This is a genomic window from Streptomyces sp. NPDC058284, assembly GCF_042881135.1.
Classification (GTDB): domain Bacteria; phylum Actinomycetota; class Actinomycetes; order Streptomycetales; family Streptomycetaceae; genus Streptomyces.
Window position 1 is genome coordinate 122,995 of record NZ_JBHVYE010000017.1, and the last position, 15,214, is coordinate 138,208.

Here is a 15,214-nt window from a genome sequence, read left to right on the forward strand (position 1 = left end):
CGCTTATCACTTCAAGAAGTCCGGCACGTCCAGCTCTTCGGCGGCGCTGTCCGAGTACGGACGGGCCGGCGGGACCTGCGGCGGGGCCGTGGGCGCGGACGGGGCCTCGCTCACGGGGGCCGGCTCGGCGGGCTCCGGGGCCGGGGGCTCGTCGCGCGGTGTGACGCTGCCGAGGCCGCCGAAGGCCGGGCGGGACGATTCAGCGGGCCGGGACGGCGTGGCGGACGGCGCCGAGGGCTCCTCGCGCTTGGCGGAGGAGGACGCCGAGAGGACCGTGTCCCGCTTGGACGGCGGCTGCCCGCCGTCGAAGCCCGCCGCGATGACGGTGACCCTGACCTCGTCGCCGAGCGCGTCGTCGATGACCGCGCCGAAGATGATGTTGGCCTCGGGGTGGGCCGCCTCGCTGACCAGCTGGGCCGCTTCGTTGATCTCGAAGAGGCCGAGGTCCGAGCCGCCGGAGATGGAGAGCAGCACGCCGCGTGCGCCGTCGATGGACGCTTCGAGCAGCGGCGAGGAGATCGCCATCTCCGCTGCGGCCACCGCGCGGTCGTCGCCGCGGGCCGAGCCGATGCCCATGAGCGCCGAACCGGCCTCGGACATGACCGACTTGACGTCGGCGAAGTCGAGGTTGATCAGGCCGGGCGTGGTGATGAGGTCGGTAATGCCCTGGACACCGGAGAGCAGGACCTGGTCCGCCGACTTGAAGGCGTCGAGGACGGAGACCTGCCGGTCCGAGATGGACAGGAGCCGGTCGTTGGGGATGACGATGAGGGTGTCGACCTCTTCGCGCAGCTCCGCGATGCCGTCCTCGGCCTGGTTGGCGCGGCGACGGCCCTCGAAGGTGAACGGCCGGGTGACCACGCCGATGGTGAGGGCGCCGAGCGAGCGCGCGATGTTGGCGACGACGGGTGCGCCGCCGGTGCCGGTGCCACCGCCCTCGCCGGCGGTGACGAAGACCATGTCGGCCCCCTTGAGGACCTCCTCGATCTCCTCGCGGTGGTCCTCTGCGGCCTTCCGGCCGACGGCCGGGTTGGCGCCGGCGCCGAGTCCACGGGTGAGTTCACGGCCGACGTCGAGCTTGACGTCGGCGTCGCTCATCAACAGGGCTTGCGCGTCGGTGTTGATGGCGATGAACTCGACGCCCTTGAGACCGACCTCGATCATCCGGTTGATGGCATTGACACCACCGCCGCCGACACCGATGACTTTGATGACTGCGAGGTAGTTCTGCGGTGCTGCCACGTCGAAGGCCTCTCGCCTCGAGTTACGTGTCGCCGTTTCGCATCGATGCGAAGCGGCGACTGATGCCGAATGGGACGGTCCGAACGCCGACCCGAACCCTAACGCTGAAGTTTAGGGTTACCAGTGTGTCTGTTCCCTGGACTCTTCCGAACAGGACACTAAGTCGACAAGTGGCGCACGTTCAACGAACACGCCGAACCTCCCGTTTTTCTTTTCACCCTATGTGATCAGCCGTAGCGCTGCCGAACCAGGGTGCTGGCCTGCGACGATATGCGTCAACTCCCCGACGCCGCAGGGGCGGTGGGGACGCTCACATCGAAGTGCCGCGCCTTGGGGGCCGCTTTCATCAGGGCGGTGAGGGTCGTGGCTTTCGTACGCCCCCTCTCGCCGCTGCCCCACGCGACGGTGCGATCGCCGCTCAACTCCAGCGAGATGGAGTCGAACGAGCGGACCTTCACGTTCCGGGTGTCCCTGGCCACCGCCCCCGGCAGGTCACCGGCGACCCGCACCGCCTCGCGCAGCAACCGGTCGGTGCCGAACCGGCGCAGGCTCGCCGCCCCGCTCTCCCGGTCCGGCGCCAATTCGAGCAGCGGCACCGCCTTCGGGGCGCGCTCGACCGTGGCGAATCGCACTCCCTTGCCGTCCACTTCGATGAACTTTCCGCCCTTTTCGATGAGAAGAACCGGCTTACGTTCCGTCACTTCGAGCCCGATTCCGTGCGGCCAGGACCGGACGACGTCAACCGAGTCAATTCGGGGCAATTTTGAGCGCAGCCGGTCTTCGATCGCGGCCGTATCGACCGAAATCAGTGGTGCCCCGACGGGGGCGTCCGCCGCTTCGCGCACCTCCCGGGGCGTCAGCACCCGGGTGCCCGAGGTCTTCACGTGCTCCAGCCGGAGCCACTGCGAGCCGTAGAGCACCCAGCTGCCGCCGGCACCGAGCGACAGGACCAGGACCAGAATGACAATCAGAGTGCGCGAACGCGGCCGCCTGAAGCGGCGGACGCGCGGCGGACGGGCCGGGCCGGACTTCTTCTGCTGCCGTTCGGCGGTGGTCGGTCCGGCCACGGTCCCCTGCCTTCTCACGCGTTGCGGCGTGACGCAATCGCCTCGTACACCATGCCGACGAGCAGCTCGTCGGCGTCCCTGCGGCCGAACTCCGAGGCCGCGCGGGACATCTCGTACAGCCGGTGCGGGTCGGCAAGCACGGGCAGGACGTTGCCCTGGACCCACTCGGGCGTCAGTTCCGCGTCGTCGACGAGGAGTCCGCCGCCCGCCTTGACCACCGGCTGGGCGTTGAGCCGCTGTTCGCCGTTGCCGATCGGCAGCGGGACGTAGGCGGCGGGCAGCCCGACGGCGGAGAGTTCGGCCACGGTCATCGCGCCCGCGCGGCAGAGCATCATGTCGGCCGCGGCGTACGCGAGGTCCATCCGGTCCACGTACGGTACCGGGATGTACGGGGGCATCCCCGGCATCTGCTGCACCTGCGGCAATTCGTTCTTCGGGCCGACCGCGTGCAGGATCTGGATGCCCGCGCGCTGCAGGACCGGGGCGATCTGCTGGACGACCTCGTTGAGCCTGCGGGCGCCCTGCGAGCCGCCGGAGACGAGCAGCGTCGGCAGGTTGGGGTCGAGGCCGAAGGCGGCGCGCGCCTCCGGGCGGACCCGGGCCCGGTCGAGCGTGGCGATGGTGTGCCGCAACGGGATGCCGATGTAGCGGGAGTTGCGCAGCTTGCTGTCGGGGGTGGCGACGGCCACCCCGTGGGCGTACCGCGAACCGATCTTGTTGGCGAGGCCGGGCCGCGCGTTGGCCTCGTGCACCACGATCGGCGTCCCTGTCCGCTTGGCCGCGAGGTACCCCGGCAGCGCGACGTAGCCGCCGAAGCCGACCACGCAGTCCGCCTTGGTGCGCTCCAGGATCTGCTCGGCCGCCTTGATCGTGCCGCGCAGCCGTCCCGGGACGGTGATCAGCTCAGGGGTGGGCTTGCGCGGCAGCGGGACGGCAGGGATCAGCGCCAGTTCGTAGCCCCGCTCGGGTACGAGTCGGGTCTCGAGTCCACGCTCCGTGCCCAGGGCCGTGATGCCCACGGTCGGGTCCTGCCTCCGCAGGGCGTCCGCGAGGGCGAGCGCGGGCTCGATGTGGCCGGCGGTCCCCCCGCCGGCGAGTACGACATGCACCGAAATTCACCGCTCTCCGGACGAACGCGCCTTGACGCGCCGTCTCATCGTGTTCCATCTCACCCGAGGTTGCCGCATGGCCAGGGCCGCCTTCGCCGCGGGGTCCGATCGCGCGAAGGCGATGAGGAGTCCGATGGCGAACATGGTCGGCAGCAAGGCGGAGCCCCCGTAGGAGAACAGCGGGAGCGGGACACCGGCGATCGGCAGCAGACCGAGCACCGCACCGACGTTGATCACGGCCTGCGCCGTGATCCAGGTGGTCACGCCTCCCGCGGCATACCTCACGAAGGGGTCCTCCGTGCGTCCGGCCACGCGGATACCCGCATAGCCTAGAGCCGCGAACAGGGCGAGCACCGACAGCGTCCCTGCCAGGCCGAGTTCCTCCCCTGTGATGGCGAAGATGAAGTCGGTGTGCGGTTCGGGCAGTTGACCCCATTTTTCCACACTGGCGCCGAGTCCGGAACCGAAGAATCCGCCGGAGGCCAGGGCGTAGATGCCGTGCACGGCCTGCCAGCACTGGTCGCCGGGGCCGGGATCGGTGGCGCCGATGCAGCCGAGCCTGGCCATCCGGTTGGGGCTGGTCTTGATGAGAATCACACCGAGCAGGGCCGCGATGCCGAGCACCCCGGCGAAGAGCCGGGTGGGGGCGCCCGCGAGCCAGAGCAGTCCGAAGAGGATCGCGGTGAGGATGATCGCCGTGCCCATGTCGCCGCCGAGCATGATGAGTCCGAGCAGCATGAAGGCGACGGGCACGAGCGGCACCAGCATGTGCTTCCACTGGGCGAGGAGCCGCTTGTCGTGTTTGCGGGCGAGCAGATCGGCGCCCCACAGGATCAGGGCGAGCTTGCCGAACTCACTGGGCTGGAGCTGGAACGGGCCGCCCAGGTAGATCCAGTTCTGGTTGCCGTTGACGCTGCGCCCTATCCCCGGGATCTGTACGAGGACCATCAGGAAGACGGTCACCGCGAGGATCGGGTAGGCGAGCGCCCGGTGCAGCTTGACGGGCATCCGCATGGCGATCAGGAGCAGGACCGTGCCGAGCACGGCCGCCACGAACTGCTTGCGGAAGAAGTACGAGGCGGGCAGGTTCAGCTGCAACGCCTGGATCATCGAGGCCGAGTAGACCATCACCAGGCCGAGCACGGTGATCAGGAGGGTGCTGCCGAAGATCAGGTAATACGCCGTGAGCGGCCGGTCCCAGGCCCGGCGGACCCGGGTGCGCAGCCGTCGCAGCCCACTCTCGCCCGGAGGGTGGGCGGCTCCTCTGGCGCGTACCGGAGCCGGTCGTCTGGCGACCCGCACGGAAGACCTGGCCACGTTCCCTCCCAAGGGTGTGCCCGGCGCCCCGCCGGGCGGGGAGCCCGGTCAGGCGCGCGTGGCGCCGAGTTCGCGGACGGCGTCCGCGAACGCTTCACCACGCTTGTTGTAGTTGGTGAACATGTCCATCGACGCACAGGCCGGAGCCATCAGCACGGTGTCCCCCGGCTGGGCGAGATCCGCCGCCCGCCGTACCGCCTCGGACATCGCCCCAGTGTCGGTCCGGTCGAGGTCGACGACCGGGACCTCGGGGGCGTGTCGCGCCAGGGCTTCGCGGATCAGCTCGCGGTCGGCGCCGATGAGGACGACCCCGCGCAGCCGCTTCGCGGCGCCTTCGACGAGCTCGTCGAAGGTGGCTCCCTTGGCGAGGCCGCCCGCGATCCAGACGATCGGGTCGTACGCCGCCAACGACGCCTGTGCGGCGTGGGTGTTGGTGGCCTTGGAGTCGTCGACGTACGCGACGCCCCCGACGTCGGCCACGTGCTCGATGCGGTGGGCGTCCGGGCGGAAGGCGCGCAGCCCGTCGCGGACGGCCGTGGCCTCGACGCCGACGGCGCGCGCGAGGGCCGCCGCGGCCAGCGCGTTGGCGATGTTGTGCGGCGCGGGCGGCTTGACGTCGGAGATCTCGGCGAGCTCCTGGGCCTGCTTCTGGCGGTCCGGCACGAAGGCACGGTCGACCAGGATGCCGTCCACGACGCCCAGTTGCGAGGGCGCGGGCGCGTTCAGCGTGAAACCGATGGCGCGGCAGCCCTCTTCGACGTCGGCCTCGCGGACCAGGTCCTCGGTCGCCCGGTCGGCGACGTTGTAGACGCAGGCGATCCGGTTGCCCTCGTAGATGCGGCCCTTGTCGGCGGCGTACGCCTCCATGGAGCCGTGCCAGTCGAGGTGGTCGGGCGCGAGGTTCAGGACGGCCGCGGAGTGGGCGCGCAGGGAGGGCGCCCAGTGCAGCTGGTACGAGGAGAGCTCGACGGCCAGCACGTCGTAGGCGTCGTCGCCCTCCAGGATCACGTCGACGATCGGGGTGCCGATGTTGCCGACGGCGGCCGTGCGCAGGCCTGCCGCGTGCAGGATCGACGCCAGCATCTGGGTGGTCGTGGTCTTGCCGTTGGTGCCCGTGACGGCGAGCCAGGGGGCCGCGCCGGGCCCGCGCAGGCGCCAGGCGACCTCGACGTCGCCGATGACGTCCACGCCCGCCCGCGCGGCCGCGGCGAACAGCGGCGACGACGGTTTCCAGCCCGGCGAGGTGACCACCAGGTCGGTGCCCTCGGGAAGCGTCTGGGCGTCCCCCAGGCGTACGGCGACGCCGTCGCTCTCCAGAGCCGCGGCGCGTTGGCGGTGCGCCTCTCCCGAGCCGCCGTCCACGACGGTCACCGACGCGCCGAGGCCGGCCAGGGCGCGGGCGGCGCTGACGCCGCTCACGCCGAGACCGGCGACGGTGATGTTCTTGCCCTGCCAGTCGGACGCAGAGGTCACTTTTCGGCTGCCCATCCCGCGTAGAAGAGACCGAGACCGACGATCACGCACATGCCCTGGATGATCCAGAAGCGGACCACGACAAGGACTTCGGACCACCCCTTGAGTTCGAAGTGGTGCTGCAGCGGCGCCATCTTGAAGACGCGCTTGCCGGTCATCTTGAACGAGCCGACCTGGATCACGACGGACATGGTGATCAGGACGAAGAGGCCGCCGAGGAGCGCGATGAGCAGCTCCGTGCGGGAGCAGATCGCGAGGCCCGCGAGCGCACCGCCGAGGGCGAGCGAGCCGGTGTCGCCCATGAAGATCTTGGCGGGCGAGGTGTTCCACCACAGGAAGCCGAAGCAGGCGCCCATCAGCGCGGAGGCCACGACCGCGAGGTCGAGCGGGTCCCTGACCTCGAAGCAGGCCTGCGGGTTGGTCAGCGTGACCGCGTTGGCGCAGGACTCCTGGTACTGCCAGACACCGATGAAGGTGTAGGCGCCGAAGACCATGACGGAGGCGCCGGTGGCGAGGCCGTCGAGGCCGTCGGTGAGGTTCACGCCGTTCGACATCGCGAGGATCATGAACAGCGCCCAGACCACGAACAGGACCGGGCCGATCGACCAGCCGAAGTCCGTGACGAAGGACAGCTTGGTGGAGGCCGGGGTCTGGTTGCGGTTGTCCGGCCAGTTCAGCGCGAGCACGGCGAAGCCGATGCCGACGATCAGCTGTCCGGCCATCTTCGCCTTGGCGCGCAGACCGAGCGAGCGCTGCTTGACGATCTTGATGTAGTCGTCGAGGAAGCCGACGAGGCCCATGCCCGCCATCAGGAAGAGCACCAGGAGGCCGGAGAGCGTGGTCTCCGTACCGGTGATGATCTTCGTGAGGAAGTACGCGATGAGCGTGGCCAGGATGAAGGCGATGCCACCCATGGTCGGCGTACCGCGCTTGCTGTGGTGCTCACGCGGGCCGTCGTCCCGGATGAACTGGCCATAGCCCTTGCGGGCCAGGAGTTTGATCAGCAGCGGGGTGCCGACCAGGGTCAGGAAGAGCCCGATCACACCCGCGAAGAGGATCTGCCTCATCGGCCGGCGACCTCGCCCTCGTTGGTGTTCTCGAGCAGCGCCGCGGCGACCTTCTCGAGACCGACCGACCTGGACGCCTTCACCAGCACGACGTCTCCCGGGCGCAGCTCGCTGCGCAGCAGGTCGATCGCCGCCTGTGCGTCGGACACGTGCACCGACTCCTCACCCCACGAACCCTCGTTGTATGCGCCCAGTTGGAGCCAGGACGCTTCCCTGCCCCCGACTGCCACGAGCTTGCTCACGTTGAGCCGGACGGCAAGGCGTCCGACCGCGTCGTGCTCGACGAGACCCTCGTCCCCGAGCTCGGCCATCTGACCGAGCACCGCCCACGTACGACGCCCCTTGCCCATGGCCGCGAGCGCGCGCAGGGCCGCTCGCATGGACTCGGGGTTCGCGTTGTAGGCGTCGTTGACGACCGTCACGCCGTCCGGGCGCTCGGTGACCTCCATCCGCCAGCGGGACAGCGTGCCCGCCTCGGAGAGCGCGAGGGCGATCTCGTCCACGGACATGCCCAGCTCATGGGCGACGGCGGCCGCGGCAAGCGCGTTCGACACGTGGTGCTCACCGTACAGCCGCAGCGTCACGTCGCTGCACCCGGAGGGTGTGTGCAGCGTAAAAGCAGGCTGTCCGTTCTCCGTGAGCCGGACATTCTCCGCGCGTACGTCGGCGTCCTCGGCCTCTCCGAAGAGGAGCACCCGCGCCTTCGTGCGCGAGGCCATCGCGCGGACGAGGGGGTCGTCGGCGTTGAGGACCGCGGCGCCGTCGGCGGGCAGCGCCTCGACCAGCTCACCCTTCGCTTGTGCGATCTGCTCGCGTCCGCCGAACTCGCCGATGTGGGCGGTGCCGACGTTCAGGACGAGGCCGATCCTCGGCGGGGTGAGCTCGGTGAGGTAGCGGATGTGGCCGATTCCGCGCGCCCCCATCTCCAGGACGAGGAACCGTGTCCCGTCGGTGGCGCTGAGCGCGGTCAGCGGCAGGCCGATCTCGTTGTTCAGCGAGCCCGGCGTCCATACGGTGGGCGCGTGGCGCCGCAGCACCTGCGCGAGGAGGTCCTTGGAGCTGGTCTTGCCGACGGATCCGGTCAGCGCGACCAGCGTCGCACCGAGCCGCCGCACCACGTGGCGCGCGAGGGCTCCGAGGGCCGCCTGGACGTCGTCGACGACGACGGCCGGCACGCCGACGGGCCGCGACGCGAGGACGGCGACCGCGCCCGCGGCGACCACGTCGGCCGCGTAGGCGTGGCCGTCGACGCGCTCGCCGACGAAGGCGACGAAGAGGCTGCCGGGCTCCACCTCACGGGAGTCCCGGACGACGGGTCCGGTGACCTGGACGGCCGGATCCGGTATGTCGTACGTCTGCCCGCCGACGACGTCTGCGATCTCGGCGAGGGAGAGGGCGATCACAACTTCATCCCTGGGTTTGCTGGATAGCTTCGCGAAGCACCTGGCGGTCGTCGAAGGGACGCACCACCCCGGCGATGTCCTGTCCCTGCTCGTGACCCTTGCCCGCGACGAGGACGGTGTCACCCGGCCGCGCGCGGACGACGGCCGCGCGGATGGCGGCGGCCCGGTCCTCGAACACGGCGACGTCGCCGCGCTCGTGGGCCGGTACATCGGCGGCGCCCGCGAGCATCGTGGCGAGGATCGCGAGGGGGTCCTCGCCGCGGGGGTTGTCGGACGTCAGTACGGCGGTGTCGGCGAGGCGGGCCGCGGCCGCGCCCATCGGCATCCGCTTGGTCTTGTCGCGGTCGCCGCCGCAGCCCAGCACGATGTGCAGCTTGCCCTCGGTGACCTTGCGCAGCGCGCGCAGGACCGATTCGACGGCGTCCGTCTTGTGGGCGTAGTCGACGACGGCCAGGTAGGGCTGGCCCGCGTCGACGCGCTCCAGGCGGCCGGGGACGCCGGGCACCGCCGCGACGCCGTCGGCGGCCTGCTGCGGATCGATCCCGGCGACGGCGAGCGACACGATCGCGGCCAGGGTGTTGGCGACGTTGAAGGGGCCCGCGAGCGGCGACTTGGCGGTGATCCGCTCGCCCTTGGGGCCGACCGCGACGAACGTCGAGTCGAGCGGCCCGACCTCGACGTCCTCGGCGCGCCAGTCGGCGTCGGGGTGGCCCTCGGCGGAGAAGGTGGTGACGGGCACCTCCGACTCGGTGATGAGCCTGCGTCCGTACTCGTCGTCGAAGTTCACCACGCCGACCCGGGAGCGCCGCTTGGTGAACAGCTGCGCCTTGGCCTGGAAGTAGTCCTCCATGCCGGAGTGGAACTCCATGTGCTCCGGGCTGAGGTTGTTGAAGACGGCGACGTCGAAGACGCAGCCGTCCACCCGCCCGAGCACCAGCGCGTGGCTGGAGACCTCCATCGCGACCGCCTCGACGCCGCGCTCGCGCATCACCGCGAACAGCGCCTGGAGGTCGGTGGCTTCGGGTGTCGTGCGCTCCGACTTGATGCGCTCGTCGCCGATGCGCATCTCGACCGTGCCGATGAGCCCGGTCGAGCGGACGCCCTTGAGGCCGCCCTCGATCAGGTACGCGGTGGTGGTCTTGCCGGAGGTGCCGGTGATGCCGATCTGGAGCAGGTCGCGGCCGGGGTGGCCGTAGACCGTGGCCGCCAGCTCGCCCATGACGGCGCGGGGGCTGTCGACGACGAGGACGGGCAGGCCGGTCGCGGCCGCGCGTTCGGCGCCTGTCGGGTCGGTGAGGATGGCCGCGGCGCCGAGGTCGGCGGCCTGCGCGACGAAGTCGGCGCCGTGCATGCGGGCGCCGGGCAGCGCGGCGTAGATGTCGCCGGGGCGCACCGCGCGGGAGTCGTGCGTGATGCCGGTGATCTCCGTGGTGCCGGCGTTCCCCGAGGTGTCCGGGGTGCCCGGTTCTCCTGGTTCGGCGACGCCCAGCTGCGCTGCGAGCTCCGTCAGGGAGGCCGGTGAGACCTGGACGGGCCGCGGCGGTCCCGGATATGTCACGGGAGCGCCCTTCTGGGTGGTTTGGGACTGATCAGCGTGTGGCACGGCGGTGAGCGTACCGGGCGCACCCGGCTCAGGGCGAAGTGAGGGGCGTGGCGCGGGGTGGTTCCCCGCGCCCGGGGTGATCGTTGTCACGCGTGGTTCCTGGTGGGTCTCAGGGCTTGAAGGTCACCGGGAGGCGGGCCGGGGCGCTGCCGGTGGGCGGGACCTGGAGCGTCTTGAGGGCGAACTCCATGACTTCCTTGTAGATGGGGCCGCAGATCTGGCCGCCGAAGTAGCTGCCGCTTGTGGCGTTCTGGATCGCGCAGTAGACGGTGACGCGCGGCTTGTCCGCGGGCGCGAAGCCGGCGAAGGAAGAGGTGTACCCCTTGTAGCGGCCGGTCGCGGGGTCGACCCGGTTGGCCGTACCTGTCTTGCCCGCGACGCGGTAGCCGGGGATGCGGGCCTTGGCTCCGGTGCCCTCTTCGTCGTCGACGACGGATTCGAGCATCCGCGACACGGTCCTTGCGGTCCTGTCGCTGACCACCCGGGTCTTCTTGGGCCTGGGCGCGGGCGTGAAGCGGCCGTCCGGGCCCTTCGTGCCGCGCACCAGCGTGGGCTCGACGCGTACGCCGCCGTTGGCGATGGTCGAGTAGACCGAGGCCGCCTGCATGGCGTTGATCGAGAAGCCCTGGCCGAACGGGATGGTGAACTGCTGCGAGGTCGACCATTTGGCGGCGGGCGCGAAGATGCCGGGGGTCTCGCCGGGGAAGCCGAGCCCGGTCTCCTCGCCGATGCCGAACTTGCGCAGGTACGAGTAGAGGATCCGGTTGGTCTCCTTCTGCGTCTTGCCCAGCTCGCCGGTGGCGAGGATCGTGCCGATGTTGGAGGACTTGGCGAGCACGCCGTTGAGCGTCAGCTGCCAGGTCGGGTGGTCGATGTCGTCCTGGAAGAGCCGGTCGCCGCGGTGCAGCCGGTTGGGCACCGTGACATGGGTGCCGGGCGTGGCCGCGTTCTCCTCGAGGACGGCGGCCATCGACATGACCTTGGCGGTGGAGCCGGGCTCGAATGCGTCCTGGAGGGAGGCGTTGCCGAGCGCCGCGCCGTCGGCCTGGGTGAGGTCGTTGGGGTCAAAGCCGGGGGCGTTGGCCATCGCGAGAACCTCACCGGTCCGGGTGTCCTGCACTATGACGTAGCCGCGGTCGGCCTTCGACTTCCTGACCTGTTCGGTGATGGCGCTCTGCGCGGCCCACTGGATGTCGCGGTCGATGGTGAGTTCGACGTCGGAGCCGGGCACGGCGGGCGTCTCCGTGGAGCCCGCGGTCGGCACCTGGCGGCCGCCGGACTGGGCGTACTTGATCTTGCCGTCCTCGCCCGCCAGCTTCTTGTTGAGCTGCTGCTCCAGGCCGCCCGCGCCCTTGCCGTCGGAGTTGACCCAGCCCAGTATCCCGGCGGCCAGTTCGTCGTTCGGGTAGACCCGCTTGCTGCTCGGGTCCGCGAGGACGCCGGCCAGTACGTTCGGGGAGCTCGGGTCCGCGGCGGCCTTCTCGCCGAGCGCGCCGCGCAGGTCCTTGATCTGCTTCCACACCTGGGGGGTCTGGCGGCGGGCGAGCAGGACGTACCGCGTGTCGGCCTTCTTGAGCTTCCCGGTCAGCTCGGCGACGTCCTTGCCGAGGATCGGGGCGAGGAGCGCGGCGGCCTGTTCGGGCGCGTCCTCGGTCTTCGTCTCCTTCGGCGTGAACAGCGTGGGGTCCGCCGTGATGTCGTACGCGTCCACGCTGGCGGCCAGTTCGACGCCGCCGCGGTCGGTGATGCGTCCGCGCTCGGCGGCCAGGGTGTGCGTGAAGTAGCGGTTCTTCTCGGCCTTGGCCGCGTACGCGCTCGCGTCGACGGCCTGCACCTGAAGCAGCCGTACGACGAAGGCCAGCATCACCAGCGTCAGGCCGAGGGTGACCATGCGCAGGCGCGGCCGGGGGCTGCCCAGGCGGATGGTGCGGTTCCTGCCCCTGGCCGCGGGGCGGCGGTTGGCGGGGCGGGCGCCCGGCGCCGGGCGGCGGGACGGGCCGGACCGTGCGGAGCCGGTGGGCTTCGCGGGTCCTGGCACCCGGCGCCGCGGGGGTTCCCTGTCGGACACTTGCGTCACCTGCCGGAGGTCGTCGTGGGGCCGGGGTTCAACGGGCCGGGGTCGGCGGGCCGAGGGATCGCGGGGGCTGTGGGGGCTGCGGGGGCCGGGGCGGCGGGGTCGGCCGGGGCCTGGGCGGAGGGCTGCGCGGCGGGGGCGCCGGCGGCCGGGGTCCGGGGCGAGGCCGCGGGCGGGACCGACGGCACGGCGGGGACCGAGACGGTGGCGGCCGGGGACGCCACCTCCTGCGGGCGTGGCGCGAGGTAGCTCAGCGCCGAGGGCCGGGCGGCCGCGGGTCCCGGCACGCCGCGCACGGTGCCGTCGGGGGAGAGGAAGGCCGGATCGCCGCCGGGGACCATGCCGAGCTCCTGGGCGCGGCGCTGGAGGGCCTCGGGGGCCGCGTACCCGTCCACGTCGCGCTGGAGTTCCTGCTTCTCCTCGGTGAGGTCCTTCGTCTGCTTCTTCAACTCGCTCAGCTGGAACGAGCCCTCGTTGAGGGAGGAGTTCAGGATGAGCAGGGCGATCAGGCCACCGCCGAGGAGCAGGACGACGAGGAGGACGAAGGGGGTGCGCGCGGCCTGGCTCGCGCCCTGGGGCAGCAGGCGCGCGAGGCGGGCGGCCCTCCCCCGCAGTTCGGGCTTCTTTCTCATGGAGCCTCCTCGCGGACTCTGCTCAGCGGACTCTGCTCAGCGGATACTGCTCAGCGGGTTCTGCTCAGGGCCGGCGCCCGGGCGAGGCGTCACCCGACGTCCTCGCGGATGCGCTGCGCCCCCCGCAGCCGCGCGGGCGCCGCCCTGCGGTTCTCGGCGATCTCTTCCTCTGTGGGGAGTTCGGCACCGCGCGTCAGGAGCTTGAGCCGGGGCTGGTAGCGCTCGGGGACGACGGGCAGGCCGGGCGGCGCCGTCGTCGCGGCGCCGGCCGCGAACACCTGCTTGACCAGCCGGTCTTCGAGGGACTGGTACGACAGGACGGCGATCCGGCCGCCGACGGCGAGCGCCCGCACGGCCGAGGGGATGGCCCGCTCCAGGACGCTCAGCTCGCCGTTGACCTCGATGCGCAGGGCCTGGAAGGTGCGCTTGGCGGGGTTGCCGCCGGTGCGCTTGGCGGCCTGCGGCAGCGAGTCGCGGATCAGCTCGACGAGCCGCGCGCTGTTGCTGAACGGCTCCTTCTCGCGCTCGCGGACGACGGCACTGACGATCCGCTTGGCCTGCTTCTCCTCGCCGTACGCCCGCAGGATCCGCACCAGTTCGCCGGGCGCGTAGGTGTTGAGGACCTCGGCGGCGCTGATGCCGGTCGTCTGGTCCATGCGCATGTCCAGGGGGGCATCCTGGGCGTACGCGAACCCCCGGTCGGCCTCGTCCAGTTGCATGGAGGAGACGCCGAGGTCGAAGAGGACGCCCTGGACGCGCGGGATGCCGAGGCGCTCGAGGACGTCGGGGAGTTCGTCGTAGACCGCGTGCACCAGGGTGGCCCGGTCGCCGTAGGGGGCGAGCCGCTCGCCGGACAGGCGCAGCGCTTCCTTGTCGCGGTCCAGGGCGACGAGGCGGGCGGCCGGGAAGGTGGCGAGGAGGGCCTCGCTGTGGCCGCCGAGTCCGAGGGTGCAGTCGACGACGACGGCGCCCGGCTCGGCGAGCGCGGGGGCCAGCATGTCCAGGCACCGCTGGAGCATCACCGGGACGTGTCGGCTGTTGTCGCTCAAGGGGCCCTCTCAGGTCCGGCGCGGCGTACGCACCGCCGGGTCCCCGCCCGCTCCGTGAAGGGGAATGGGCTGCCGGCGCCGGGAAGGTGGCGTCAGCCGACCGGGAGCGGGAGGAGGCCGAGCCGTACGTTCGCGCCGCGCACGTGGTGGAGATTCCGGGAATCTCCGGGATGTGCGGTCCAGCAGGGAGCAGGTCGTCTCCCGCTCCGCGTCACTTTAGTCGACGGTCCGGCCCGGTCAATCAACCGGCCTGCGCGTCGTGGGCCGGTCCCGCGCGGGTCGGGAATCCGCCACGGTCACCCGTTCAGCCGCAGGTCGCAGCCGTCTGTGGGTTAGCTCACAACAAAGGTCTTTGACGTTCTTTGTCCCTTCTCACAGCGAGCCCGGACGGTCAGTGGCTACTAACGTCTTGGCTATGTCGACATCCGCAGCCTCCTCGGACCGCACCCGCGCAGAGACCACCGGCGGCATAGCCGACGGCACGGTCACCGACCGCCTCGTCGAAGCGAACGAGAAGTACGCCTCGGCCTTCACCGACCCCGGCATGGACGCCCGTCCCGTCCTGCAGGTCGCCGTCGTCGCCTGCATGGACGCCCGCCTCGACCTGCACCGCGCGCTCGGCCTCGAACTGGGCGACTGCCACACCATCCGCAACGCGGGCGGCGTGGTCACCGACGACGTGATCCGCTCCCTGGCCATCAGCCAGCGGGCGCTGGGCACGCGCAGCGTCGTCCTGATCCACCACACCAACTGCGGCATGGAGACCCTCACCGAGGAGTTCCGGCACGACCTGGAGATGGAGGTCGGACAGCGCCCCTCCTGGGCGGTGGAGTCCTTCGCCGACGTCGACCAGGACGTGCGGCAGTCCATGGCACGCGTGCGGACCTCGCCGTTCCTGCCGCACACCCACGACGTCCGCGGCTTCGTGTTCGACGTGACCTCGGGTCTGCTGCGGGAGATCGACCCTGCGTGACTGACATAAAGGCGTAAGACCCGACAAATCGGCGCCAGTTATCCACAGGCGAGTGACACGACCCGGTATGCCCAACAACAATGCGGGAGTGACATCACGCGGAAGCATTGTGGCGTGATGTCCGTGAATTTGGGGTGTACCGGGCCGTGCGCTTGAGTGGCGGCCCGGGAATGGGGTATTTCCCGCTCCTCTGGAGTGTGGGGAA

12 protein-coding genes are annotated in these 15,214 nt (G+C 70.9%); 1 reads left to right on the plus strand and 11 read right to left on the minus strand.

Features of this window, described 5'->3' with window-relative positions:
• Nucleotides 1–6 precede the first annotated feature (6 nt).
• The 11 genes from ftsZ to rsmH all read right to left on the minus strand — a co-directional run bounded on the left by ftsZ (nucleotide 7) and on the right by rsmH (nucleotide 14,036).
• Nucleotides 7–1,242, minus strand: a complete 1,236-nt coding sequence (gene ftsZ, locus ACFVYR_RS23645; RefSeq protein ID WP_384263058.1) for a cell division protein FtsZ — start codon at nucleotides 1,240–1,242, stop codon at nucleotides 7–9.
• Nucleotides 1,243–1,517: 275 nt separating this feature from the next.
• Nucleotides 1,518–2,309: a cell division protein FtsQ/DivIB gene (locus tag ACFVYR_RS23650; RefSeq protein WP_384263060.1), complete on the minus strand. Its 792-nt coding sequence runs from the start codon at nucleotides 2,307–2,309 to the stop codon at nucleotides 1,518–1,520.
• A 14-nt stretch (nucleotides 2,310–2,323) separates the two neighbouring features.
• Nucleotides 2,324–3,418, minus strand: coding sequence for an undecaprenyldiphospho-muramoylpentapeptide beta-N-acetylglucosaminyltransferase (murG, locus tag ACFVYR_RS23655; protein ID WP_384263063.1), 1,095 nt, complete (start codon nucleotides 3,416–3,418; stop codon nucleotides 2,324–2,326).
• 6 nt (nucleotides 3,419–3,424) lie between these two features.
• Nucleotides 3,425–4,735 carry a putative lipid II flippase FtsW gene (gene ftsW / locus ACFVYR_RS23660; protein ID WP_384263066.1) on the minus strand — a complete coding sequence of 437 codons (1,311 nt, stop codon included), beginning with the start codon at nucleotides 4,733–4,735 and terminating at the stop codon, nucleotides 3,425–3,427.
• A gap of 48 nt (nucleotides 4,736–4,783) precedes the next feature.
• The gene (gene murD, locus ACFVYR_RS23665) at nucleotides 4,784–6,223 is read right to left on the minus strand and encodes a UDP-N-acetylmuramoyl-L-alanine--D-glutamate ligase (RefSeq protein ID WP_384263069.1); all 1,440 of its coding nucleotides are present in this window, start codon (nucleotides 6,221–6,223) and stop codon (nucleotides 4,784–4,786) included.
• A complete protein-coding gene (gene mraY, locus ACFVYR_RS23670; RefSeq protein WP_384263072.1) occupies nucleotides 6,205–7,275 on the minus strand; it encodes a phospho-N-acetylmuramoyl-pentapeptide-transferase in 1,071 nt (356 codons plus the stop codon). The genes murD and mraY overlap by 19 nt, the downstream gene beginning before the upstream one ends.
• On the minus strand, nucleotides 7,272–8,678 hold the full coding sequence (gene murF / locus ACFVYR_RS23675; protein ID WP_384263075.1) for a UDP-N-acetylmuramoyl-tripeptide--D-alanyl-D-alanine ligase: 1,407 nt from the start codon (nucleotides 8,676–8,678) through the stop codon (nucleotides 7,272–7,274). Before murF ends, mraY begins: the two co-directional genes overlap by 4 nt.
• A 4-nt stretch (nucleotides 8,679–8,682) precedes the next feature.
• Nucleotides 8,683–10,371 (minus strand): UDP-N-acetylmuramoyl-L-alanyl-D-glutamate--2,6-diaminopimelate ligase, encoded by a 1,689-nt coding sequence (locus ACFVYR_RS23680; RefSeq protein WP_384263078.1) that lies wholly within the window; start codon nucleotides 10,369–10,371, stop codon nucleotides 8,683–8,685.
• Between the two features lie 19 nt (nucleotides 10,372–10,390).
• Nucleotides 10,391–12,349 (minus strand): peptidoglycan D,D-transpeptidase FtsI family protein, encoded by a 1,959-nt coding sequence (locus ACFVYR_RS23685; RefSeq protein ID WP_384263081.1) that lies wholly within the window; start codon nucleotides 12,347–12,349, stop codon nucleotides 10,391–10,393.
• A 5-nt stretch (nucleotides 12,350–12,354) separates the two neighbouring features.
• Nucleotides 12,355–12,987, minus strand: a complete 633-nt coding sequence (locus ACFVYR_RS23690; RefSeq protein WP_384263084.1) for a septum formation initiator family protein — start codon at nucleotides 12,985–12,987, stop codon at nucleotides 12,355–12,357.
• 89 nt (nucleotides 12,988–13,076) lie between these two features.
• Nucleotides 13,077–14,036: a 16S rRNA (cytosine(1402)-N(4))-methyltransferase RsmH gene (rsmH, locus tag ACFVYR_RS23695; RefSeq protein ID WP_384263087.1), complete on the minus strand. Its 960-nt coding sequence runs from the start codon at nucleotides 14,034–14,036 to the stop codon at nucleotides 13,077–13,079.
• A 415-nt stretch (nucleotides 14,037–14,451) separates the two neighbouring features.
• Between rsmH and ACFVYR_RS23700 the strand changes: the two genes are divergently transcribed.
• Nucleotides 14,452–15,009, plus strand: coding sequence for a beta-class carbonic anhydrase (locus ACFVYR_RS23700; RefSeq protein WP_384263090.1), 558 nt, complete (start codon nucleotides 14,452–14,454; stop codon nucleotides 15,007–15,009).
• Nucleotides 15,010–15,214 lie beyond the last annotated feature (205 nt).

What these genes read in the sequence shown, in the direction of transcription:
- ACFVYR_RS23690 (WP_384263084.1), bottom strand. Translation starts at nt 12,987, where the DNA reads ATGAGAAAGAAGCCCGAACTGCGGGGGAGGGCCGCCCGCCTCGCGCGC.
- murD (WP_384263069.1), bottom strand. Translation starts at nt 6,223, where the DNA reads ATGGGCAGCCGAAAAGTGACCTCTGCGTCCGACTGGCAGGGCAAGAAC.
- ACFVYR_RS23700 (WP_384263090.1), top strand. Translation starts at nt 14,452, where the DNA reads ATGTCGACATCCGCAGCCTCCTCGGACCGCACCCGCGCAGAGACCACC.
- mraY (WP_384263072.1), bottom strand. Translation starts at nt 7,275, where the DNA reads ATGAGGCAGATCCTCTTCGCGGGTGTGATCGGGCTCTTCCTGACCCTG.